At 65.3% G+C, this 23,170-nt stretch carries 15 protein-coding genes; 13 read left to right on the top strand and 2 right to left on the bottom strand.

What is annotated here, in order from left to right:
• Nucleotides 1–124 precede the first annotated feature (124 nt).
• The 6 genes from ruvB (at nt 125) to ACP8JZ_RS04465 (ending at nt 8,133) form a co-directional block, all read left to right on the top strand.
• Nucleotides 125–1,141: a Holliday junction branch migration DNA helicase RuvB gene (gene ruvB / locus ACP8JZ_RS04490; protein WP_023035322.1), complete on the top strand. Its 1,017-nt coding sequence runs from the start codon at nt 125–127 to the stop codon at nt 1,139–1,141.
• Between the two features lie 168 nt (nt 1,142–1,309).
• Nucleotides 1,310–1,822 (top strand): preprotein translocase subunit YajC, encoded by a 513-nt coding sequence (gene yajC, locus ACP8JZ_RS04485; RefSeq protein WP_023035323.1) that lies wholly within the window; start codon nt 1,310–1,312, stop codon nt 1,820–1,822.
• A gap of 144 nt (nt 1,823–1,966) precedes the next feature.
• Nucleotides 1,967–3,592 carry a protein translocase subunit SecD gene (gene secD / locus ACP8JZ_RS04480; protein WP_036957582.1) on the top strand — a complete coding sequence of 542 codons (1,626 nt, stop codon included), beginning with the start codon at nt 1,967–1,969 and terminating at the stop codon, nt 3,590–3,592.
• Between the two features lies 1 nt (nt 3,593).
• Nucleotides 3,594–4,850, top strand: a complete 1,257-nt coding sequence (gene secF / locus ACP8JZ_RS04475) for a protein translocase subunit SecF (protein ID WP_323458740.1) — start codon at nt 3,594–3,596, stop codon at nt 4,848–4,850.
• On the top strand, nt 4,850–5,383 hold the full coding sequence (locus ACP8JZ_RS04470) for an adenine phosphoribosyltransferase (protein WP_036903996.1): 534 nt from the start codon (nt 4,850–4,852) through the stop codon (nt 5,381–5,383). The genes secF and ACP8JZ_RS04470 overlap by 1 nt, the downstream gene beginning before the upstream one ends.
• Nucleotides 5,384–5,817: 434 nt before the next feature.
• The gene (locus ACP8JZ_RS04465; RefSeq protein WP_021105856.1) at nt 5,818–8,133 is read left to right on the top strand and encodes a RelA/SpoT family protein; all 2,316 of its coding nucleotides are present in this window, start codon (nt 5,818–5,820) and stop codon (nt 8,131–8,133) included.
• A gap of 279 nt (nt 8,134–8,412) precedes the next feature.
• On the opposite strand, the gene ACP8JZ_RS04460 is transcribed toward ACP8JZ_RS04465, so the two are convergent.
• Nucleotides 8,413–9,657, bottom strand: a complete 1,245-nt coding sequence (locus ACP8JZ_RS04460; protein ID WP_484482758.1) for a DUF349 domain-containing protein — start codon at nt 9,655–9,657, stop codon at nt 8,413–8,415.
• Between the two features lie 30 nt (nt 9,658–9,687).
• On the opposite strand from ACP8JZ_RS04460, the gene ACP8JZ_RS04455 reads away from it, so the two are divergent.
• Nucleotides 9,688–10,356: an MBL fold metallo-hydrolase gene (locus ACP8JZ_RS04455; protein WP_484482757.1), complete on the top strand. Its 669-nt coding sequence runs from the start codon at nt 9,688–9,690 to the stop codon at nt 10,354–10,356.
• 144 nt (nt 10,357–10,500) lie between these two features.
• A complete protein-coding gene (hisS, locus tag ACP8JZ_RS04450) occupies nt 10,501–11,865 on the top strand; it encodes a histidine--tRNA ligase (protein WP_484482756.1) in 1,365 nt (454 codons plus the stop codon).
• Between the two features lie 300 nt (nt 11,866–12,165).
• Here the strand turns inward: hisS and ACP8JZ_RS04445 are convergent, their stop codons facing one another.
• The gene (locus tag ACP8JZ_RS04445) at nt 12,166–16,644 is read right to left on the bottom strand and encodes an acyl-CoA dehydratase activase-related protein (RefSeq protein WP_484482755.1); all 4,479 of its coding nucleotides are present in this window, start codon (nt 16,642–16,644) and stop codon (nt 12,166–12,168) included.
• A gap of 85 nt (nt 16,645–16,729) precedes the next feature.
• Between ACP8JZ_RS04445 and ACP8JZ_RS04440 the strand changes: the two genes are divergently transcribed.
• From ACP8JZ_RS04440 to ACP8JZ_RS04420, 5 genes are all read left to right on the top strand, one after another.
• Entirely contained in the window at nt 16,730–17,491 is a 762-nt protein-coding gene (locus ACP8JZ_RS04440; protein WP_306517035.1) for a TetR/AcrR family transcriptional regulator, read from the top strand.
• Nucleotides 17,492–17,558: 67 nt separating this feature from the next.
• Entirely contained in the window at nt 17,559–18,632 is a 1,074-nt protein-coding gene (locus ACP8JZ_RS04435) for a hypothetical protein (protein ID WP_023035333.1), read from the top strand.
• A gap of 128 nt (nt 18,633–18,760) precedes the next feature.
• Nucleotides 18,761–20,572 (top strand): aspartate--tRNA ligase, encoded by a 1,812-nt coding sequence (gene aspS, locus ACP8JZ_RS04430; RefSeq protein ID WP_323459595.1) that lies wholly within the window; start codon nt 18,761–18,763, stop codon nt 20,570–20,572.
• 159 nt (nt 20,573–20,731) lie between these two features.
• The gene (locus tag ACP8JZ_RS04425) at nt 20,732–21,640 is read left to right on the top strand and encodes a tyrosine-protein phosphatase (protein WP_323459578.1); all 909 of its coding nucleotides are present in this window, start codon (nt 20,732–20,734) and stop codon (nt 21,638–21,640) included.
• Nucleotides 21,637–23,052 carry a replication-associated recombination protein A gene (locus ACP8JZ_RS04420; protein ID WP_323456827.1) on the top strand — a complete coding sequence of 472 codons (1,416 nt, stop codon included), beginning with the start codon at nt 21,637–21,639 and terminating at the stop codon, nt 23,050–23,052. The genes ACP8JZ_RS04425 and ACP8JZ_RS04420 overlap by 4 nt, the downstream gene beginning before the upstream one ends.
• The last annotated feature ends 118 nt before the right edge of the window (nt 23,053–23,170 follow it).

The following is a 23,170-nucleotide window of genomic DNA, read 5'->3' as shown; positions in this document are numbered from 1 at the left end:
GCAAGGCCATGATCCCCGGCGCGGCAGACTGGGGCCTTGGCCAGCACATCCTTGTCGTGCGAAGGATGTCGCGTCATGGTGACAGTGTTGGCTCAGAGGTGCAACCGAGAAAGGACGACCAATCATGGAGACCTCACCGGTGACGCCGTGGGCGGATCCCCCGGAGAAGGCTGAGGAGGTCGCCCTGCGACCCAGCGCCCTGGCCGAGTTCCAGGGCCAGAAGCGGGTCGCCGATCAACTTGGCCTGGTACTCGCTGCCGCTCGCAGTCGCGGTGGCACCCCTGACCATGTCCTGCTCTCCGGTCCTCCCGGGTTGGGCAAGACCACCTTGGCCATGATCATTGCCGCCGAGATGGGCGCACCCATTCGCATCTCGTCCGGTCCGGCGATCCAGCACGCCGGTGACCTCGCAGCCATCCTCTCCTCACTCACCGAAGGGGAAGTGTTCTTCCTCGACGAGATCCACCGCATGAGCAAACCGGCCGAGGAGATGCTCTACCTGGCCATGGAGGACTTCCGAGTCGACGTCGTCGTCGGCAAGGGCCCGGGGGCCACGGCCATCCCCATCGACATCCCACCCTTCACCCTCGTCGGGGCAACGACCCGGGCCGGACTGCTGCCCGGGCCGCTGCGAGACCGATTCGGGTTCACCGCTCAGCTCGACTACTACGACACCAACGACCTGGCACGCATCGTCGAGCGGTCCTCCGAGGTGCTGGGGGTCGACCTGGCCGAGGGCACCTCGTCGACCATCGCCAGCCGTTCCCGAGGCACACCACGTATCGCCAACCGACTGCTGCGTCGGGTACGTGACTACGCCGACGTCCATGCCCAGACACCCGTCACCCCACAGGTCGCTGCTGCCGCCCTGGACCTCTACGAGGTGGACGAGCTGGGCCTGGATCGTCTGGACCGTGCCGTCCTGGAGTCCATCTGCGGCAAGTTCCACGGTGGCCCGGTGGGGTTGTCGACCCTTGCCATCAGCGTGGGGGAGGAGCCGCAGACGATCGAGGAGGTCGCCGAACCCTTCCTGGTTCGCCTGGGATTCCTCATGCGTACCCCACGTGGCCGAGTCGCCACCGAACGGGGCTGGCAGCACCTGGGGATGCAACCCCCGCAGGACCGCACACAGCTGTTCTGAGTCACTGCTGGAACGGGCTGCGCCCGTGGTCGTGCCCGCCGCACGACCGAGGCCCGGCGCTGTCGGTGACATCGTCTGCTCATCAGCACGACAGCGGTCATTTTTCGCCGTTGGAGGGGTGGGCGGGTACCATATGTGCGCCAGCGTTCCGTCGTAGAAAGCAACCTCATGCCCCTTCAGAGCTCCAACGCGTTCGCGCAGTTGATGCCCGCGATCCTCATCTTCATCGTCATCCTGGTCGTGATGTCCTTGGTCACACGACGCCAGGAGAAGAAGCGTCACGAGGATCGCGAGACCATGGAGTCCTCGCTGCACCCCGGCGACCGGGTCTTGCTGCACAGCGGTGTCATCGTCACCGTTGACACCATTGGCGACAAGCAGCTGTGGGTGGAGCTGGCCCCGGACGTCAAGGTCGTCGTGCTCAAGGCCGCCGTCATGCGCAAGGTGACGGATTCCGAAGAGGAATTCATCGTTGCCGAGGATCAGCCCGAAGACATCGACGAGCCGGCCGAGAACTCGGCACAGGAGGCCCCCGCCGATCCGACGGAAGGTGCGTCGGAAGACACCACTGCCGAGTCCGATGACTCGCTTCCCGACGCCAGCACCACCGTTGACGGTGACACGAACACCACCATCTCCTCCGAGGGGGAGTACCCTTCGGCTGGAGAGCAGCGCGACTGACGCGCGGCACAACCCCATCACGAGTCTCTCCGGTCAACCGGTGAGTGACGTCGTCTGATCAAGGATTCCTCGACTGTGGCAACTCAGAAGAAACAACCGCGCCCGGGCAGGACATTGACGATCTTCTTCGTCTTGATTCTTGCCATGTACGTGCTCATGGCGGCCACCCGGACGTGGACGCCACGTCTGGGCCTGGACCTCAAGGGCGGTACGTCGGTGACGCTGACCGCCAGCAGCACCAACGACAAGTCCGTGACCCCGACCAGCCTGGAGCAGGCACGCGTCATCATCCAGCAGCGCGTCAACTCCTTGGGAGTCGGTGAGTCCTCGGTCAAGACGATGGGTGATCGCAACATCGTCGTCTCGGCCCCCAACGTGGACTCCGAGAAACTCGTCGACATGGTGGGGCAGACGGCCCAGCTGGGATTCCGCATGGTGAACACCTACGACCGGGCACCGGATGCCGGAGCCTCACCGTCACCCTCGGCCTCGCCGTCCGCCGGACCCAACGGCATCAAGGCGACGACACTGCCCGAGGCAGCTCCCAGCAGTTCGGCCAGTGCCAGTTCCGGCCCCAGCGCCTCCGCCAAGGACAAGAAGGCTGAGCCCAGCGTGGCCACCGCCCAGAAATGGCAGCCCAGCGAGGCGGACCAGGAGGCCTTCACCAAGTTCAAGTGTGGCGATCCCATCACCGACGAGCCGGGTAAACCACTCATCACCTGTGACCGTGAGAAGCAGCTCAAGTACATGCTCTCCCCGGTCGCCTTCCCCGGCACCGTCGTCACCGACGCCAACCAGCAGCAGCTCAGCAATGGGATGGGCTACGGGGTCGGCCTCAAGTTCGATTCCAAGGGTGCCAAGGATTTCGCCGACGCGACGACCTACCTGTGCAGCCAGCAGGACCCGCGCAACCAGTTCGCCATCGTCCTGGACGGCAAGGTCATCAGCGCGCCGCGTCTGGACGGCAGCAAGGGAGGGCAGTGCCCGATCACTGCGGGGGAGGCGCAGATCACCGGCAACTTCACCATGGAGTCCGCCGACGACCTGGCCAACGTCCTCAAGTACGGTGCCCTGCCACTGTCCTTCGACGTATCCAGCGTCGACACCGTCTCGCCGACCTTGGGTGGTGAGCAGCTCAATGCAGGTCTCATCGCAGGAATCATCGGCCTGGTCCTCGTGGCCGCCTACGCGCTCATCTACTACCGCGGACTGGGCGCGGTCACCATCGGATCACTGTTGGTTGCCGGCCTGGGTACCTATGCAGCCATGGTGCTGCTCGGCCCTGCCGTGGGCTTCACCCTTTCACTGGCCGGTATCGCCGGTGCCATCGTGGCCATCGGCATCAGCGCCGACTCGTTCATCGTCTACTTCGAACGTATTCGAGACGAGATCCGAGACGGCGGAACCCTGCGACGCTCCTTGGAGACCGGGTGGCAGAAGGCCCGCGGCACCATCCTCATGGCGGACGGCGTCTCGCTGTTGTCGGCCATCGTGCTGTTCCTGTTGTCGGTGGACCAGGTCAAGGGATTCGCCTTCACCTTGGGCCTCACGACTCTCATGGACCTCTTCATCTGCTTCTTCTTCACCCACCCGCTCATCATCCTGCTGGGACGCACGAAGTTCTGGGGTGAGGGACGTCGTGGATCCGGCCTGGAGGCAGCCCACATGGGTGTGACCCAGGATGCCCTGCTGGGCAGGAGGCGTCGACGCACGGCGCGATCCCGTCGCACAGCACACGCATCCGCCACCAACACGTCCGAGGAGGCCTGAGATGCCCAATTCGACGATTGCCGACGTGGAGAACCAGGACACCCAGGTGACCACGACCGACGAACGGGGGGCGGCAACCGGTCAGAAAACCGGATTCGCCCACAAGCTCTACACCGGCCAGCTCACCTACCAGTTCATCCCGCACCGCAAGCGCTGGTACGTCGTCACGGCGGTCATCATCCTGGTGGCCCTGGGCGGACTCATCTTCCGCGGACTCAACCTGGGCATCGACTTCCGGGGCGGCGTGGAGTTCCGGGCCAACGTCTCGGCCACCAGCGCGAGCGCCGACGACATTCGCCGTGCCGTCCTCGACACCGGGCTGCCCGAGCTGGACGGCACCCAGGTCGTCGAGCTCGGATCCGACCAGGTGCAGATCCAGACCCGAGCCCTCGACTCCTCGGAGGTCACCACCCTCAAGAAGGGCATTGCCAAGGCATCCGGGTCCAGTGAGTCCTCGGTCACCTACTCCAAGGTGGGCAGTCAGTGGGGCAGCCAGATCACCAAGAAGGCCGTCCAGGCCCTGGTGGTCTTCCTCGTGCTCGTCATGCTGCTCATCTGGGCGTATTTCCGGGAATGGAAGATGTCGGTGACGGCCATGCTCGGCCTGCTCAACAACCTCATCGTCACCCTCGGTGTGTACGCCTTGGTCGGATTCGCGTTCACCCCGGCAACCCTCATCGGTATGTTGACGATCCTGGGTTACTCGCTCTACGACACCGTCGTGGTGTTCGACAAGGTTCGCGAACTCACCCGTGACCTCGATCGATCCCCGTACACCTATGACGAGGCGGTCAACCGGGCCCTCAACCAGGTGTTCGTCCGCTCGGTCAACACGACGATCATCGGTGTGCTCCCGGTGGCAGCCCTGCTGTTCACCGGCGTGTTCGTCCTGGGTTCCGGCCCGCTGCAGGACCTCGGCATGGCGCTGTTCGTCGGTATGCTCGCCGGTGGTTACTCCTCGATCTTCGTCGCCACCCCGCTGCTCACCGAGTTCCGCAGGAACGAGCGCGTCGTCAAGGACCACGACGCGAAGGTGCTGCGTCGCCGTACCAAGGAGGAGAGGGCCGCAGATCGTACCCGCAGGTCCCAAGAGTCTAATGCTGAAGTGGGTGGCAGCTCTGCCGATGATGCTGCCGATGAAGCGGAGGAACCGTCCAACTCGTCGGTCGCACGAGAGGCTGCCGAGTCATCCACCTCGTCCGCCAGCTCCGCACGTCCCCAGCCCCGTCGAATGACTCGTTCCCAGAGGAAGAAATGATGGAATCCAAGAGTGAGCTCATCGAAAGCCTCATCCGCGACGTTCCGGACTTCCCGAAGCCCGGAGTCGTCTTCAAGGACATCACCCCGCTGCTGGCCAACCCCAACGGTTTCTCCGCAGCGATTGAGGAACTGGTGCTGCGTTCCCCACGCGACATCGACGTGGTCGTCGGCATGGAGGCTCGCGGCTTCCTCTTCGCCGCTCCGGTGGCCCTGGCCATCGGAGCTGGATTCGTGCCGGTGCGCAAGCCGGGGAAGCTCCCCGGCCAGGTGTATTCCGAGACCTTTGCCCTGGAGTACGGGGAGGAGACCCTCACCGTCCATCAGGACGCCATCAAGCCCGGGGCACGCGTCATGATCGTCGACGACGTCATGGCCACCGGCGGCACGGCCGTCGCCACGGCGAACCTGCTCAAGCAACTGGGCGTGGAGCTCGTCCACGTCTCGGTGCTCATGGAGCTCAGCTTCCTGCACGGCCGCGATGCCCTCACCGACTCCGGCATCGACTCCTTCAGCTCGGTGCTCACGGTCTGAGCCCTGCCACGACCGTCCCCGAGACACGGGATCCCTGGGCCCCGGACCCCAGGACAATTCGGTACGGAACGACTCGACACCGAGCGGTTCGACCCAGACGATTCAGCACAGACAGAGGGATTCGGCCTAGGATGATTCAACACAGGGCTATCCGACACGTCGGCAACACCCCGGTGGCCCTCCCACGTGGTACCGAGAGCGTGGCACTCGCATCGACGCACCCTGCGTGAGCGCCCTGGACGCCCAGGGCCGAGGCGCACCGTTGCCCGGGCGTGCGCACCCTTGAAAGCAGACGATCGTCCTGGGGCACGTCGCGGGCATTGAACGCGTCACGGCACACTCCGGTTTCCAGTTCGCTGGGGGGCATCTGCCCACGTACCAGACACCAGGGCACTAAACTGGCCGAAACCATGGATGTGAAGGAGGTCGCCGCCATGGCCGACGAGAGCGTCTATGGCCCGTACCACGGCAGCAAGTCCGCCCTGGGTGTGCCCGGCAAGGCCCCGGACAAGCCGCCACAGCCCCGCATGGGGATGCGGGAGCGTCTCATCCGGTGGAGCAGCCCGAAACCTCAGAGCCAGGGCGTGCTCGACCCGCTGCTGGCCGTCGTGCTCAGTCAGCATCCCAAGGCCGACGTCGCCCTGCTGCAGCGCGCCTTCGACACCGCCGATCACTACCATCGCGGCCAGAAACGCATCTCCGGCGACCCGTACATCACACATCCACTGGCCGTCACCATGATCCTGGCCGAACTCGGCATGGACGACCAGACCCTGTGTGCCGGGCTGTTGCACGACACCGTCGAGGACACCTCCTACACCAAGGAACAGCTGACCGCGGATTTCGGCGAGGAGATCGCCCAACTGGTCGACGGCGTCACCAAGCTCGACAAGGTGCAGTACGGCGACTCGGCCAAGGCCGAGACGATCCGCAAGATGGTCATCGCCATGAGCCGAGACATCCGGGTGCTCGTCATCAAACTTGCCGATCGGCTGCACAACATGCGGACCCTGGGTTACCTGCGTCCGGACAAGCAGAATCGCATCGCCAAGGAGACCTTGGAGATCTTCGCCCCGCTGGCCCATCGCCTTGGTATGAATGCCATCAAGTGGGAGCTGGAGGACCTCGCCTTCGCCACGATGCAGCCCAAGGTCTACGACGAGATCGTCCATCTCGTCGCCGAACGGGCGCCGGGGCGTGAGAAGCAGCTCAAGGAGGTCATCGAGATCGTCCGTGCCGACCTCACCGAGGCAGGCATCACGGCCACGGTCTACGGACGTCCGAAGCACTACTACTCGATCTACCAGAAGATGGTGGTGCGTGGCCGGGACTTCTCCGACATCTACGACCTCGTCGGTCTACGTATCCTCGTCGACACCCCCAGGGACTGCTATGCCGCCCTGGGCGTCATGCACGTGCGATGGAACCCGCTTCCCGGCCGGTTCAAGGACTACATCGCCATGCCGAAGTACAACATGTACCAGTCCTTGCACACGACCGTGCTGGGACCGGGCGCCCACCCCGTCGAGTTCCAGATCCGCACGCACGAGATGCACCGTCGCGCCGAGTACGGTGTCGCCGCCCACTGGAAGTACAAGGAGGACCCCAACGCGGTCGGCAAGAAGGTGCAGGCCGACGGCTCGGACCTCTCGTGGGTCCACAACCTCAATCAGTGGTCCCACGAGGAGGATGACCCCAACGAGTTCCTCGACGCGCTGCGCTTCGAGATCAACTCCCGCGAGGTGTACGTCTTCACCCCCAAGGGTGACGTCATGGCCCTGCCGCAGGGTGCCACACCGGTGGACTTCGCCTACGCGGTGCACACCGAGATCGGCCACCGCTGCATCGGGGCACGTGTCAACGGACGCCTGGTGCCACTGGACTCCGAACTCAGCAATGGCGACGTGCTGGAGATCCTCACCTCAAGCGCACCGGACGCCGGGCCGAGCCGCGACTGGCTGGGGTTCGTCGCCTCTGGACGGGCCCGGTCCAAGATCAAGTCGTACCTCACCAAGGAACGCCGGGAGGAGTCCATCGAGCGAGGCCGCGATGCGATTGCCCAGCAGATCAAGCACCAGGCCCACTACCTGCAGAGCGTTCTCACCCTGGAATACCTCACCGCCGTTGCCGACGAACTGCGCGTGAGCGACGTCAACGCCCTCTACGCAGCCGTGGGGGAGCACAACATCAGTGCCCAGACGGTTGTCGATCGACTCATCGACCTGGGGGGCGGGGCCGAGGAGACGGTCGCCGATGCCGGAGAGGATCTGCCTGTCACCGACGCCAAGCCCAGCAGGCAGCGCAACGGCGACATCGTCGTCGACGGCGACCCCGACATGCTCGTCAAACTGGCCAAGTGCTGCACCCCCATGCCCGGTGACGAGATCATGGGATTCGTCACACGCTCCGAGGGGGTGTCGGTCCATCGACGTGACTGCTCCAACGCCCAGCACCTGTTGAAGTTCCCCGAGCGAATCATCCCGGTGTCGTGGACCGGTGCCAAGGCCGACGGATACCTCGTCACCGTCCAGGTGGAGGGGCTGGATCGTTCCGGGCTGCTGCGTGACACCGGCAGGGTCATCGCCGAGCAGGGCGTCTCGCTGGTCTCCGCGGAGATGAGTGCCGCGAAGAATCACATCGCCCAGCTGCGTCTCACCTTCGTCTCACCCGACACCACTCATCTGCACCACCTCATCGAGTCCATCAAACGGATCTCCGGGGTCTACGAGGTGTATCGCGTCAAGGCCTGAGCACCCCGTCAGCTGTTGCCCGTGGCGGTGCCGAATTCACGGGATCTGCGGGGATTGAACGGAGTCTGCCGGGGCAGCAGAACCTGGGAGGCGCCAACGGAACCTGGTGCACCGGATGGGCAGCCGTGCGCCGGGAATCCAGGCATCGGCAGCATGGCCCGAGGGAACACGGGCAGGGCCGACCACGTACCGTGACGGGCACGACACAACACGTGGGGCCGGGAGATCCTCCCAGCCCCACGTTGACTCCCGGTCACGACATCACCCCGGGCCAGCACCTCAGGAGGTGAAGTCCTTGAGGGCCTTGCGAGCCTGGTCGAGCCAGGACTCGTAGGTGGCGATGGACTCGCGAGCCTTGGCGGCAGCAGCCGTCCTGGCATCCGCCTCTGCCTTGGCAGCTTCGGTCTTGAGCTTGTCGATCTGGGCAGTGAGCATGTCGACGGTGGCCTGGGCACGCTCCCTGGCCTGGGGATCGGTGCGTTTCCACTCAGCCTGCTCGGCGGAGTGGACCTTGCCCTCCAGATCCTTGACCCGAGCGTCGATGCTGCGCATGGCGTCGCGAGGCACCCGGCCGATCTCGTTGAACGTGGTGAGGAAGTCGCGCAGCGCCTCCTTGGCAGCCTCGACGTCCTTGACCGGCAGGATCTTCTGCTCCGCCTCGTCGAGCAACTTCTCCTTGGCCTCCTGGTTGCCGCGGTACTCCTCGTCCTGGATGGACTGGGCCTTGGCACGCGCGTCGAAGAAGACGTCCTGGATGCCGCGGAACTCCTTCCACAACTTCTCGTCGACGTCGCGCGGAGCCGGGCCAGCGGCCTTCCACTCATTCATGAGGTCACGGAAGGCCCGAGACGTGGTGCCCCAGTCGGTGGAGTCGGCGAGCGGGCGAGACCGCTCAATGATCTCTTCCTTGATCCTGCGGGCCTGTTCCCGCACAGCGTTCTGCTCGGCGAAGTGCGCCTTGCGGTGCCGGGTGAACTGGGTACGCGCCGTGGAGAATCGGTGCCACAGCTCGTCGTCGGTCTTGCGGTCGATGCGCGGAAGTTGCTTCCACTCCTCGAGCAGTTTGCGGAACCGCCCCACTCCGCCTCGCCAGTCGTTGGAGTGAAGGATCTCCTCGGCCTGGGCAACCATGCGCTCCTTGGCAGCCTTCGTCTCGGCATGGGCGGCAGCGCGCTCCTCGCGGCGAACCTCCGCCTTGGCCTCGATCGTGGGAGCCAGAGCGTCGACCCTGGCCTTGAGACCTTCCAGATCGCCGACGGCATTGGCCTGTTCGATCGACGTCGACAGCCGTGCTGCCGTGCGCTGCGCCTCGGCTGGTGCCACGGAACCCGAGGACACTCGCGACTCGAGCAGCTCGACCTCCGTCTGCAACGACGTGAACCGACGGACGAAGAACTCCATCGCCTCGGAGGGGCTGGCATCCGGCACCTGTCCGACGGACCGCTCACCAGAGGATGTGCGGACGTAGACGGTCCCGTCATCGTCGACTCGGCCGAAGGACTGCGGACCTGTATCTTGACTCATGGAGCCAATTTTGCCCGATAAAATCGGTTTGTGCTCATCGTGTCATTCGTCATCGGACCATTTTCGGAAAATTGTTACGTCCTGGCCCACGAGGAGGGCGGTGACGCCGTCATCGTCGATCCCGGAATGGGATGTGTCGAGCCGCTCCAGCAGGCCCTCACCGCTCACCACCTGCGCCCAGCTGGGATGGTGTTCACCCACGGTCACATCGACCATGTCGGGGGAGCACGTGAGGTGAGTGAACTCCACGAGATCCCGTCCTACTGCCCGGTCGACGACCGTCATCTGCTCAGCGAACCGATGGAGGGACTGGCGGATTTCGCCCTGCCCCTGGTCATGAACCATTACGGCACCACCCACCTCACCGAACCCGAGACGGTTGTGGACGTGATGCCCGACACCCACCACGAGGTCGCCGGGTTCGACCTCGAGTTCATCCATGCCCCGGGCCACACCCCCGGTTGTTCCATGATCCGCTTCGTGGACGAGGAGCACGGCCCGATCATCTTCTCCGGTGACGTGCTCTTCGCCGGAGCCATCGGCCGTACCGACCTGCCCGGGGGAGACCCGAACGCCATGACAAGCAGTCTGCGAGATGTCGTGTGCCCCCTTCCCGATGCCACACACGTCCTACCCGGCCATGGTGGCAGCACCCAGATGGGATATGAGAAGAAGGTCAACCCATACCTGCAACTGTGATGCGGCCTGCACTCGTGATGCGGATAGACTTGGCCCACGCGACCGCGTGATCGTCACTCGATCTGCTGGTCTGGCATTCCCGGCCCGGCGAACCGGTCGACATCCGACCCATCCACTCAACGATTTGTCTCGAAGGAACGTTCCATGGCTCGTCTCAAGCCTCTGTCCGGTTTTCCCGAATTCCTGCCCCAGGGCCAGATGGTGGAGAACCATGTGACGCACATCCTGGAGCAGACCTTCGAACTGCATGGGTTCGCACCGATCCACACCCGCGCCGTGGAGACGATGGAATCGCTCACCCGCAAGGGGGAGATCGACAAGGAGGTGTACGTCGTCAACCGGCTGCACGCCGAACCCGGCGAGAAGCCCAACCCCAACGACCACCTCGGGCTGCACTTCGACCTCACCGTGCCATTCGCACGCTACGTTCTGGAGAACTCCGGCCACCTCTCGTTCCCATTTCGCCGCTACCAAATCCAGAAGGTGTGGCGTGGCGAACGCCCCCAGGAGGGTCGGTACCGCGAGTTCACCCAGGCCGACATCGACATCGTCGGCTCCGAGACCCTGGCCGAGCACCACGACATCGAGGCCCCGCTGGTGATGCTCGAGGCCTTGGAGCGGTTGCACACCGAGTTGGGGTTCCCGACCGTGACGATGCACGTCAACAACCGCAAGCTCTCCGAGGGGTTCTACCGCGGCCTGGGCATCGAGGAACCGGCAGCCGTGCTGCAGCGCGTCGACAAGTACGACAAGATCGGTCCGGCAGCCGTCAAGGAGCTGCTCACGGGTGAACTCGGCCTGTCCGACGAGGTGGCCGACAAGTGCGTCGCCCTGGCCGGGATCTGCACCTCCGACTCGTCGTTCATCAAGCAGGTGCGTGACTTCGGCGTGCACAACGACATGTTGGAGGAGGGGTTGGACTCCCTGAACCGGGTGGTCGGTGCGGTGAACCGCGAGGTGCCCGGCCGCATGGTGGCCGACCTCAAGATCGCCCGCGGCCTGGACTACTACACCGGCACGGTCTACGAGACGATGCTCTCGGGGCACGAGTCGATGGGGTCGGTGTCGTCTGGTGGACGCTACGACTCGTTGGCCTCCGACGGCAAGCACACCTACCCCGGGGTGGGGATCTCACTGGGACTCACCCGGCTGCTCGCCCCGATGATCGGCAAGGGCAGCATCGCCGCGAGCCGCAGCGTGCCCAGCGCCGTACTCGTGGCCGTCAACACCGAGGATGATCGAGAGATCTCCCAGCACATCGCCCGCCAGCTGCGCTCCCGTGGTGTTCCGTGCGAGGTGGCCCCCAAGGCGGACAAGTTCGGCAAGCAGATTCGCTATGCCGACCGTCGCTCGATCCCGTTCGTGTGGTTCCCCGGATCGGTGCACGACGGGGTCCGTGGGGATGACGAGGTGAAGGACATCCGCTCCGGTGAGCAGGTGGTGGCCCGGGCCGATTCGTGGAATCCTCCGGCCGCTGACCTGTGGCCCACCGTCGTCGGCACCTGGTGACGACGCAATCCAGGACGATGTCGCACTTGGTGACGACGAATCCAAGACGACGTCGCACCTGGTGACGACGCGATCCCAAACAGAGTCGTCACGTGATGGCCGGGGCCCAGCGGGTCTCGGCCTCGGTCATCGGTGGGTGTCGAGCCGCGCCCAGTGGGGATGGCACTGTCCCCACTGGGCGCGGGGGATGTCTAAGAGGCACCTGCGCCGACCGGGACGCCGTACGCTGTCCCCCGATGGGCGCGGAAGTTGCACCGGTGGATGTACGGCAAGACGTGGAAGACGTGGGCCACCGTCACCTCACATGACACCGAGTGAGACGGCACCACGGGCGTCCTTGAGATCAACGGCCCCCGCCATACCGGCATGCTCGGAACCATCCTGATCCCCACCTTGCATACCTGAGGCTGCGCCTGGACCATTCGTGGCCGAGCCGCCACCAGCGACGTGCTCCCCACGGATCGGCGCACCCTGCTCGACGTTCGTGAGCTCCTCATGCCGGTCCCGTGCCGTGGCAGCCATGAGCTTGATGCGGTTGAGCTGGTTCACCTGTGAGGCACCGGGATCGTAGTCGATGGAGGCGACGTTGGCGTGTGGGTACTGCCGACGGATCTCACGGAAGATGCCGCGCCCCGTGACGTGGTTGGGCAGGCAGGCAAATGGCTGCACCACGCAGATGTTGGGCACCCCCTCCTCGATCATGTCGATCATCTCGCCCACGAGGTACCAGCCCTCTCCGGACTGGTTGCCCAACTGGACGATCTGCTGTGCCTCCTCGACGATTCGCGAGATGTGGGTGGGCACCTCGAAACGTTGGGAGGTGCCCAGGGCGGCGTCCACCGGCTTCTGGTACTGCTGGAGCACGGCCAGGAACCCCTTCTTGAGGAAGCGCTTCCACTTCTCGGTGCCAAACGTCTTCCAGTTGTAGTCGCCACTGGTGAGGGCGTTGTGCACGAACCACATGAGCCCGGGCAGAACGGCCTCGCACCCCTCGGACTCGATGACCTCGACGATGTGATTGTTGGCATCGGGATGGAACTGCACGAGGATCTCACCCAACACCCCCACTCGCGGTTTGCGTGGCTCGTCACGCAGCGGCAGGGCCTCGAAGGCGTCGACGATGCCGCGCACCAGTGCGGAGTAGCTGGTACGTCGTCCCCAGGTGGGGGAGGTGCCGCCGTCCTCGAAGTGCTCCCGACAGATCGTCTGCCACCGTTGCATGAGCTCGTCGGCTGAACCGGGCACGGCCTCGTAGGGGCGAGTGCGCAGGTGGACACGCTGGATGAGGTCGCCCAGGGTGACGGCCTGGGCCATGCGATGGACGAGCGGACCGGTGAGCTTGAACCCGGGGTTGTCCTCCAGACCCTGCAGGCTTGCCGCGATGACGGGGATCTGCCCGAATCCGGCATCCTTGAGGGCCTTGCGCAGCAGGGCGATGTAGTTCGTCGCCCGACACATGCCGCCGGTCTGGGTGAGGAACAGCGAGACGTGGTCCAGGTCGTACCTGCCAGACTTCAACGCCGAGACGAGCTGCCCGATGACGACGATGGCGGGGAAACAGGCATCATTGTTGACCACGGCCAGCCCCCGTTCGATGTCGTCGTGGGACGCCACCTTGAGCACCTCGACCCGGTAGCCGCACGAACGCAACGCCGCCTCGGCGATGGCCGTCTGGTAGGTGGCCAGCTGGGGGACGAGGATGGTGTGGGTCTTGCGCATCTGCTTGGTGAACCGGACCGGGGAGGCCGACACCTGATGGTTCACAACCGGACGATCCTCCTGACTGGCCCGCTCCTTGGCAGCGGCCTGCAGGGAACGCACCCGGATGCGTGCCGCGCCGAGGTTGGAGACCTCGTCGATCTTCAACGTCGTGTAGATGCGGTCGCGGGCAGCGAGGATCTCCCGTACCTGATCGGTGGTGATGGCGTCCAGCCCACAACCGAACGAGTTGAGCTGGACGAGTTCCAGGTTGCCCTGGCTGCGCACGAATGCCGCCGCCTGGTAGAGCCGGGAGTGGAACATCCACTGGTCACGCACCCGCAGTGGACGTTCCAGCAGATCGGCTCCCAGATGGGCCACCGAGTCCTCGGTGAGCACCGCCATGCCCAAGGAGTTGACCATCTCGGGGATGCCGTGATGGATCTCGGGATCGACGTGGTAGGGGCGTCCGGCCAGCACGACGCCGGGCACGTCGTGGACGCGCATGTACTCCAGCGCCTCCTCACCCATCCGTCGAATGTCTGCGTGGAAGGCCTCGTCCTCGGCGGTTCCAGCGGCAACGGCGCGCCGGGCCTCCTCCAGGGTGACACCGTCGGAGGCGAAGACCTCGGTGAGACGCTCGGCGAGCTTGTCCTCATTGGCCAGGGACAGGAACGGCGAGATGAGCTCGACACCCTGCTCACGCAGGGAGTCGACATTGGCCCGGATGACCTCGGGGTAGGAGGCGACCACCGGGCAGTTGAAATGCGCATCGGCCTGCTCCACCGAGACCCGCTCGAAGCGGATGCATGGGTCGAAGACCCGCTTGACGCCGCGTTGCACGAGGTCCTCGATGTGGCCATTGGAGAGCTTGGCGGGATAGCAGATGTTCTCCGAGGCGATCGACTCCATGCCCTTGTCGAACATCTCATGGCTGGACCGCCCCGAGATCATCACCCGATAGCCCAGCGTGGAGAGCACCGTGAACCAGAACGGGTAGTTCTCGTACATGTTGAGCGAACGGGCGATGCCCATGTCGCCACGGTACGCCTTCTTGGCGGTGAGTCGACGGTAGGAGAACAGTCGCTTGTACTTGGCCTCGAAGAGGTTGGGCAGCTCCGACTTGGGGGCTCGCTTGAGTTTGCGATTGTCCACCTGGGCGCCACGTTCGCAGCGGTTGCCCGACACGAAGACGCGACCGTCGGAGAAGGTGGAGATGGTGCGCTGGCAGTGGTTCTGGCACAGCATGCAGTCGTCGCGGTGGGTCTCCACGGCGAAACCGTCGAGCTCGCCACGGTCTCGCAGCCCCACACCGGCCGGTTCCCCGGCGTGGAACCGGGCACGTGCCGTGAGGGCAGCTCCGTAGGCCCCCATGAGACCGGCCTCGGAGGGACGAACCACCTCCCGTCCGGTGAGCAGTTCGAAGGCACGCAGCACGGCGTCGTTGAGGAAGGTGCCCCCCTGCACGACGACCTTGTCGCCGAGCTGGGCAGGATCGGTGAGCTTGATGACCTTGTACAGCGCATTGCGCACCACGGAGTAGCTCAGTCCGGCGGCAATGTCGGCGGGGGAGGCCCCCTCCTTCTGCGCCTGCTTGACCGAGGAGTTCATGAACACGGTGCAGCGACTGCCCAGATCGACCGGGTGCTCGGCGTCCAAGCTCATCGCGGCGAAACTGCGGATGTCGGTGTCCATGCCGGCGGCAAAGGTCTGCAGGAAGGAGCCACACCCCGATGAACAGGCCTCGTTGACGCTGATGGAGTCGATGACCCCGTCGACGACGCGCAGATATTTCATGTCCTGACCACCGATGTCGATGATCGAGGTCACCCCGGGGCACAGGTGGGCCGCAGCGCGGTAGTGGGCCATCGTCTCGACCTCACCATCGTCGGCGCCCAAGGCTGCCTTGACGAGCCCCTCCCCGTACCCGGTGGTGCAGGTTCGAGCGATGACGGCCCCGGTGGGCAGTTCGTCGTACAGGTCGGCGAGGATACGCACCGCGGCATTGACCGGATCGCCCTCGTTGGAGGCGTAGGAACTCGCGACGATGTTGAGGGAGTCGTCCAGCACGACGGATTTGATCGTCGTCGAGCCGGCGTCCACTCCCAGGAAGAGTTCTCCCTTGGCGTGGCCGATGGGGATGCGCGGCAATTTTGCGCGAGCATGTCGGGTGCGGAAGGACGCCAGCTCCTCCTCGCCGTGGAAGAGCGGGGGCATGGACTGGTTGACGCCGGTGGCGGCCCGGCTGTGCCGGGCAACCCGTGCCAGCTCGTCTATCCCGATGGGGGTGCCGTGCGCGGTGAGAGCCGCTCCCATGGCGACGTAGAGCTGGGCACGCTCCGGGGTGACGAACTCGTCGACCTTGCCGTTGAGGATCGTGGCGAAGGCATGTCGCAGACTCGGCATGAAGTGCAGCGGGCCACCGAGGAAGACGACCTGTCCCCGGATCGGACGGCCGCAGGCCAGACCTGCGATGCACTGGGTGGCCACCGCCTGCATGACCGAGGCGGCAAGATCCTCGTGCTGGGCACCGTCGTTGATGAGCGGTTGCAGGTCCGACTTGGCGAACACGCCACATCGCGAGGCGATGGGGTACGTCATCGACGCGTTCATTGCCAACTCGTTGAGTCCCGAGGCGTCGGTGTGCAGCAGGGTGGCCATCTGGTCGATGAACGCACCGGTTCCGCCGGCGCACGAGCCGTTCATGCGCTGTTCCGGTACCGGTTTGAGGTAGGTGATCTTGGCGTCCTCACCACCGAGCTCCAGCAGGACGTCGGCATCGGGGTTCCAGTGCTGCACCGCAGCGGTCTCGGCCATGACCTCCTGGATGAACGGGATTCCCAGGGCATCGGCAGTGCCCAGTCCGGCCGATCCCGTCACCGATGCGATGACGCGGCGTGCGGGCAGGGCCTCGGCGGCATCGGCGAGCAGGCTGGCAAGCGCACCGGTGATGTCGGCTCGATGCCGACGGTAGTCCTCGAAGAGGATCGGGGCGTCCGCGCCCGGATCGCCGTCGAAAACCACAGCCTTGATCGTCGTCGAACCGACGTCGAGCCCCATCCGCATGACCTGTGCGTCCATGTGTCCATTTCAACACCATGGAAATTGATCTGCACAATCGCACACCGAATCCCGGCGAGAAAAATCCGAGATTAGGCTGAGGGGTATGTCATCGGCATCTGCTCGCAGCACTGGCACGTCGGATCATCTGCCAGCTGGACCACGACGCGGCCCCCGCACCGATGCTGGAGCGGCACGCTCGGCAATCCTCACCGCGGCACGCAGCCTCTTTCAGCAGATGGACTACCAGTCGGTGAGCATGCGAGCCATCGCCCGCACGGCCGGGGTGGACACCTCGTTGGTGGGCTACTACTTCGGCACCAAGCAGGAGCTCTACCTGCAGACGATCTCGCTGCCCAGCGGTCCGCATCGCATCATTGCCGAGGCCTGTGCGTCGTCGAGCATCGACGAGCTGGGGGAGACACTGGTACGTTCCTTCCTCACCGCTTGGCCCGGGCAGGGCACGGCGGATCAGGACGACCGGACAGCAGGAAACTCGATGCAGGGCATGACCCAGGCACTGCTGCAGGAACCCGATGCGTTCCACAATCTGCACGACTTCTACCAGCACATGATCGTCGAACCGGTTGCCCATCTGCTGGGTACGCGTTTCGACGAGCAGGAGGCCGAGGTGCGAGCCGCCCTGGCGGTCACCCAGCTGCTGGGAATCTTCATCACCCGCACCATCGTGGGACTCGACGCCCTGCGCCACCTGCCTGACGACGAACTCATCGCCCGGGAGGCCCCAACCCTCCAGACGATTCTCACCGGATCGCTCCCCTCATCGGCCCCGATCGACGACGTGGAAGGACAACCCCGGCCCGGCAAACACCGTGCCCCGTGGCCGCACCCCATGAATCCGGACTAGGCTGGGGTGCCAAAGACCGACAGGACGCACCGCTGCACACCTGAAGACACATGTGGGAGAGTTCCAAATGACGATTGCCATCAAACTCGGCTTCCTCGATGACGCGCCGATTGTCGGCGATGACGGACAACTGACCAAGCATGGTTCGGGATCCAACATCGTCGAACGACTGATGAAGATGTACCCCCATGCCGTCATCGTGGGACACGAGAACAAGGACTGCCCGGACTTCCGGCTGCGTACCCTGGACAATCTCGACGTCAAGTCGACCCTGCTCATCAATCTCGACGTCATCGACTCGGTCGGCGCCTTCCAGGTGATGCACCGCGAGGGACTCGAACCCAAGATCATGAACTTCCAGTGGCTGCCGCCGTCGCACTACCACCACAAGGTGAACTTCGCAGCGATGGGTATGTCGTACGCGCTCTTCCCCACCCTGTGCGCGGGGGAGCGCACGGCTGGTGAGGTCGTCGAACTGGCACGGCGATGGATGATCCCACCGCTGGCCCACCAGTGCCGTGTCGCCTGGGTGCAGCCCGGTATCCGTGACGACCTCCTGCGCGAGCACGTGGATCCGGAGGTCCCGACCGTCCTTTACCCGTCGATCCACCTCAACGACAACAAGCAGCCCAAGGTCTTCCTCGACATCGTCTCCGAGGTCGCCGAGCACATGCCGCTGCAGATGGAGGCCCGGCTGGGACAGCGTGACCTGGCCAGCGTCCTCGCCATGAAGATGAGCTCACCGACCTGGGCCCAGGTCGGTCCGCTCTTCGGCGAGCGCGAGGAGTACTGGGAGGCGTTGGCACGTACGACGGCCTTCCTGGCCACCGCGAAGGACGAGGCATACGGGTTCGAGTACATGGAGGCACTGCTGGCCGGCGTCGTCGGCGTGCTGCCGCGCGCCAAGTGGAGCAGCGACATCGTCCCGGAGACCTACCCCTATCTCTACGACAACTCGCGTCATGCCGTCGCCCTGCTCGAGGAGGTGCTCACCGATCCCAAGGCGGCCCGGGCGAAGATCGACGAGTCGGCTGGTGGACCGATCAGCGAATGGATCCTCGGGCACCATCGCCGTTCCGGCGGCAATGAGGCCATCGCCAACCAGATCAGCGACTGGTTCCCGGAGATCTCGGCCGACTGAGAGTACGCGACGCTCATTCCCCACGCCACGTGAACTCCCGTGATGCGGTGCGGTGGCGTGGGGGATAGTGTGGTGCTTGGTCTGCACCGTCTATGCATGGCCCACCACACAATGGAAGGATGAATCCCGTGCTGCGAACCCACGACGCCGGAAGCCTGCGCGCCAGCGACATCGGCGAGGAGGTGACTCTCGCCGGATGGGTCGGTCATCGACGCGACCATGGCGGCGTGGCCTTCATCGACCTGCGTGACGCCTCGGGGCTTGCCCAGGTCGTCATCCGCGACGAGATCCTCGACTCCTCAGGTGCCCATGACCTGCGCAACGAGTTCTGCATCCGCGTCACCGGCGTCGTCGAGGCACGTCCGGAGGGCAATGCGAACCCGAACCTGCCGTCGGGTGAGATCGAGGTGAACATCTCCACCCTCGAGGTGCTCAACCCGTCGGCACCCCTGCCGTTCCAGATCGACGAGCACATCAACGTCGGTGAGGACGCCCGTCTCAAGTATCGTTACCTCGACCTGCGTCGTCCACGTCAGCACGAGGCCCTGGTGCTGCGCTCCAAGGTGACGCACAAGATTCGCGAGGTGCTGGACCGCCACGACTTCTACGACATCGAGACACCGACCCTCACCCGCTCCACCCCGGAGGGGGCTCGTGACTTCCTGGTACCGGCCCGTCTGGCCCCGGGCAGCTGGTACGCCCTGCCACAGAGCCCCCAGCTGTTCAAGCAGCTGCTCATGGTCTCCGGCATGGAGCGTTACTACCAGATCGCGCGATGCTACCGTGACGAGGACTTCCGTGCCGATCGCCAGCCCGAGTTCACCCAGCTCGACGTCGAGATGAGTTTCGTCGACCAGGACGACGTCATTGCCCTGGCCGAGGAGGTCATGGGGGAGTGCTGGAAGCTCATCGGAGTGGACATTCAGGCCCCGCTGCAGCGCATCACCTGGCACGACGCCATGAACCGTTTCGGCTCCGACAAGCCCGACCTGCGATTCGGCAACGAGATCACCGAGGTCACCGACTTCTTCGCCGACACCCCGTTCCGGGTGTTCCAGGCGGCCTACGTCGGTGCCGTCGTCATGCCGGGCGGTGCCTCCCAGCCACGTCGTCAGTTCGACGCCTGGCAGGAGTGGGCCCGTACCCGCGGCGCCAAGGGTCTTGCCTACATCACGGTGGCCGAGGACGGCACACTGGGTGGCCCGGTCGCCAAGAACATCTCCGAGGCCGAGAAGGCCGGAATCGCACGGAAGGTCGGGGCCAACCCCGGAGACGCGATCTTCTTCGCCGCCGGTGCCCGTACCGCCTCCCAGGAACTGCTCGGCGCAGCCCGCTTGGAGATCGGCAAGCGCTGCCACCTCTACGAACCGGGTGACTGGGCGTTCTGCTGGGTCGTCGACGCCCCACTGTTCAAGTCGACCAAGGAGGCCGAGAGCTCGGGCGACGTGGCCGTCGGCGACGGGGCGTGGACCGCGGTGCACCACGCCTTCACCAGCCCCACCCCCGGCTGCATCGACACCTTCGACACCGATCCGGGATCGGCCCTGGCCTATGCCTACGACTTCGTCTGCAACGGCAACGAGGTCGGCGGTGGCTCCATCCGTATCCACCGCCGTGACATCCAGGAACGGGTGTTCAAGGTCATGGGCATCAACGCCGAGCAGGCCCAGGAGAAGTTCGGCTTCCTGCTGGACGCCTTCAAGTTCGGCGCCCCGCCACACGGCGGCATCGCCTTCGGACTGGACCGTCTGGTCATGCTCCTGGGAGGATTCGACTCCATCCGCGACGTCATCGCCTTCCCCAAGACGGGCAACGGCTTCGACCCGCTCACCGAGGCTCCCGCCCCCATCACCCCGCAGCAGCGTCGTGAGGCCGGTGTGGATGCCAAACCCGCCAAGAAGAAGGATGCCGAGGCGAAGGACGCAGCGTCCGCGAAGTGATCGCAGACGTGGGTTGAGCACGTCAGCACCCGGTGGGTCATCCCCGATGGGGACAGCCGGGCCCGACGAGGCTGACCGTTCGGCCCCGCACCCACGGTGTTCTGCCAGCAGAGTCACCGGATGCGGGCCACGACTGCATGACCTCGCTAGGGTGGGGACGTGGCATTCTCCTGGATCGAACTCGACGGCGTCCTCAACATGCGTGACCTGGCGGGCACCCGGTTGGCCGGTGGGGATCGGATCGCGCCGCATCGGCTGGTGCGCTCCGACAACCTCAACTTCCTCACCGACCACGACGTCGCGGTGCTCATCGAGCAGATCGGGGTGGTCGACGTCGTCGACCTACGATCGAGCTACGAATGCCAACGCATCGGGGTGAGCCCGCTGGAGGACGACCCACGAGTGCGAGTGCATCACGGGTCGCTGTACCCCGAGACCGATCCGACCAGTGACGTGCCGCCGTGGAAGGCCTCGGTGGATGCCATCGGCTCCGCCAATCGCAACGACGAGCTGGCCCAGCACTATCTCAATTACCTGCGCTGGAGCCCCGAGGTCGTCGTCGGTCACCTGCGCGTCATCGCATCCAGTCCAGGTGCCACCGTGGTCCACTGTGCGGCCGGAAAGGATCGTACCGGGACGATCATCGGGTTGCTGCTGTGCGCCCTGGGTGCCGACGAGCAGGACATCATCGACGACTACGCCGCCAGCGGGCAGCGTCTGAGCCAGATCGTTGCCCGACTGGGGGAGGCTGCCAGTGCAGGAACTGCCACCCACGGGGCATATGACACCCCCGACCAGTCCACACCGCCAGAGGTCATGGCCCGGTTCCTCGAGCTGCTCGGCGGCCAGCAGGGTGCTCTCGACCTGCTGGGTTCCCACGGATGGACCGCGGCCGATCACGAGCAGCTGCGCCGAACCCTCACCAGCCCCCACACCACGGTGGGCAGTTGTGACGGTGCGTCTGCTCGCCATCCGGGCGACGGTGGGCGTGTTCCTGTCGCCGCGAGCGTCCCCACCACCGGCCAGCAACCCCCTGCCGAATCCACGACCCAGGACCACGAGCTGTGAGCACCGACCTCTTCGGAAACCCGGATCCGCGCGACCAACCGACCCCCGCCACCACGGGAGGGTCGCTGGACGCCGTCAATCCCGATGCCCCGCTGGCAGTGCGGTTGCGTCCCCGCACGGTGGAGGAGATCGTCGGTCAGCAGCACCTGCTCACCCCCGGCTCCCCACTGCGTCGTCTGGCCGAGGGAACGGCTGCGATGAGTGTCTTCCTGTGGGGGCCACCCGGGGTCGGCAAGACGACGATCGCCTCGGTGGTCTCGCACTCCACCAATCGCCGGTTCGTCGAGATCTCCGCGGTGACGGCTGGCGTCAAGGACGTGCGCCGTGAGCTGGACGTTGCGCGCCGGGAACTCGTCAACGGGCGGCCCACCGTGCTCTTCGTCGACGAGGTGCACCGGTTCTCCAAGGCCCAGCAGGACGTCCTGCTGCCAGCAGTGGAGAACCGCATCGTCACCCTCATCGCCGCCACCACCGAGAACCCGTCGTTCTCGGTCATCTCGCCGTTGCTCAGCCGGTCCCTGCTGCTCACCCTGAAACCCCTGAGCACCGAGGACATCTCCCGCCTCATCGACCGAGCCCTGAATGACGAGCGCGGCCTGCGCACCCCCGACGGGGGCGGTTACACCTTGGCCGAGGATGCTCGGGCCGATCTGCTGCAGCTCTCGGGTGGGGACGCCCGCCGCGTCCTCACCTATCTGGAGGAGTCCGCTGCCGGGGCCGACTCCGCACACACGACGACCATCACCTCCGAGCTGCTCACCACCGCCGTGGACCGGGCCGCGGTGCGCTACGACAAGGGTGGCGACCAGCACTACGACGTCATCAGCGCCTTCATCAAATCGGTGCGTGGCTCCGACGTCGACGCTGCCCTGCACTACCTGGCACGCATGATCGAGGCAGGGGAGGACCCCCGATTCATTGCCCGGCGGCTCGTCATCCTGGCCTCCGAGGACATCGGCATGGCGGCTCCCAGCGTGTTGCAGACCTGTGTGGCGGCGGCGCAGGCGGTCCAGCTCATCGGTATGCCCGAGGCTCGTCTCAACCTGGCCCAGGCCACCATCGCTGCTGCAACCGCACCCAAGTCCAACGCCGTCATCACGGCGATCGACTCCGCCCTGGCCGACGTGCGCGCTGGCAAGGGAGGACCGGTGCCACCGCATCTGCGCGATGCCCACTACTCCTCGGCAGCAGACCTGGGCCACGGCATCGGCTACAAATATGCCCACAACTTCCCCCAGGGAGTGGCCCCGCAGCAGTACCTGCCCGAAGACCTGGCCGAGGTGCGCTACTACCAGCCCACCGATCACGGCAATGAACGCAACATCGCGGGATTGTTGCCCGGACTACGGGAGCTGCTGGGGCGGGAAGCCACCAACCAGCGCCGGTCCGAGGGCAACGGACCGAATCGGTGATCGGGTCGACACAGGGAATCACATGGCTGAGGGCATCACACAACTGAGGACACCACGCAACTGACCTGTGGCAGGCCATGGGCCTACGGCTGCAAGGCCCCGGGATGGGACACGCCCT

It is taken from the genome of Cutibacterium sp. LaCa_286 (genome assembly GCF_057198075.1).
The sequence above is the reverse complement of the archived record's forward strand: the minus strand, read 5'-3'. Positions and strand labels throughout refer to the sequence as shown.

Bases quoted from the DNA above. Each gene is read 5' to 3' on its own strand.
- ACP8JZ_RS04440 (WP_306517035.1), top strand. From the start codon at position 16,730: ATGTCATCGGCATCTGCTCGCAGCACTGGCACGTCGGATCATCTGCCA.
- yajC (WP_023035323.1), top strand. From the start codon at position 1,310: ATGCCCCTTCAGAGCTCCAACGCGTTCGCGCAGTTGATGCCCGCGATC.
- secF (WP_323458740.1), top strand. From the start codon at position 3,594: ATGCCCAATTCGACGATTGCCGACGTGGAGAACCAGGACACCCAGGTG.
- ACP8JZ_RS04445 (WP_484482755.1), bottom strand. From the start codon at position 16,644: ATGGACGCACAGGTCATGCGGATGGGGCTCGACGTCGGTTCGACGACG.
- ACP8JZ_RS04470 (WP_036903996.1), top strand. From the start codon at position 4,850: ATGGAATCCAAGAGTGAGCTCATCGAAAGCCTCATCCGCGACGTTCCG.
- secD (WP_036957582.1), top strand. From the start codon at position 1,967: ATGTACGTGCTCATGGCGGCCACCCGGACGTGGACGCCACGTCTGGGC.
- ACP8JZ_RS04465 (WP_021105856.1), top strand. From the start codon at position 5,818: ATGGCCGACGAGAGCGTCTATGGCCCGTACCACGGCAGCAAGTCCGCC.
- ACP8JZ_RS04460 (WP_484482758.1), bottom strand. From the start codon at position 9,657: ATGAGTCAAGATACAGGTCCGCAGTCCTTCGGCCGAGTCGACGATGAC.
- hisS (WP_484482756.1), top strand. From the start codon at position 10,501: ATGGCTCGTCTCAAGCCTCTGTCCGGTTTTCCCGAATTCCTGCCCCAG.
- ACP8JZ_RS04435 (WP_023035333.1), top strand. From the start codon at position 17,559: ATGACGATTGCCATCAAACTCGGCTTCCTCGATGACGCGCCGATTGTC.
- ruvB (WP_023035322.1), top strand. From the start codon at position 125: ATGGAGACCTCACCGGTGACGCCGTGGGCGGATCCCCCGGAGAAGGCT.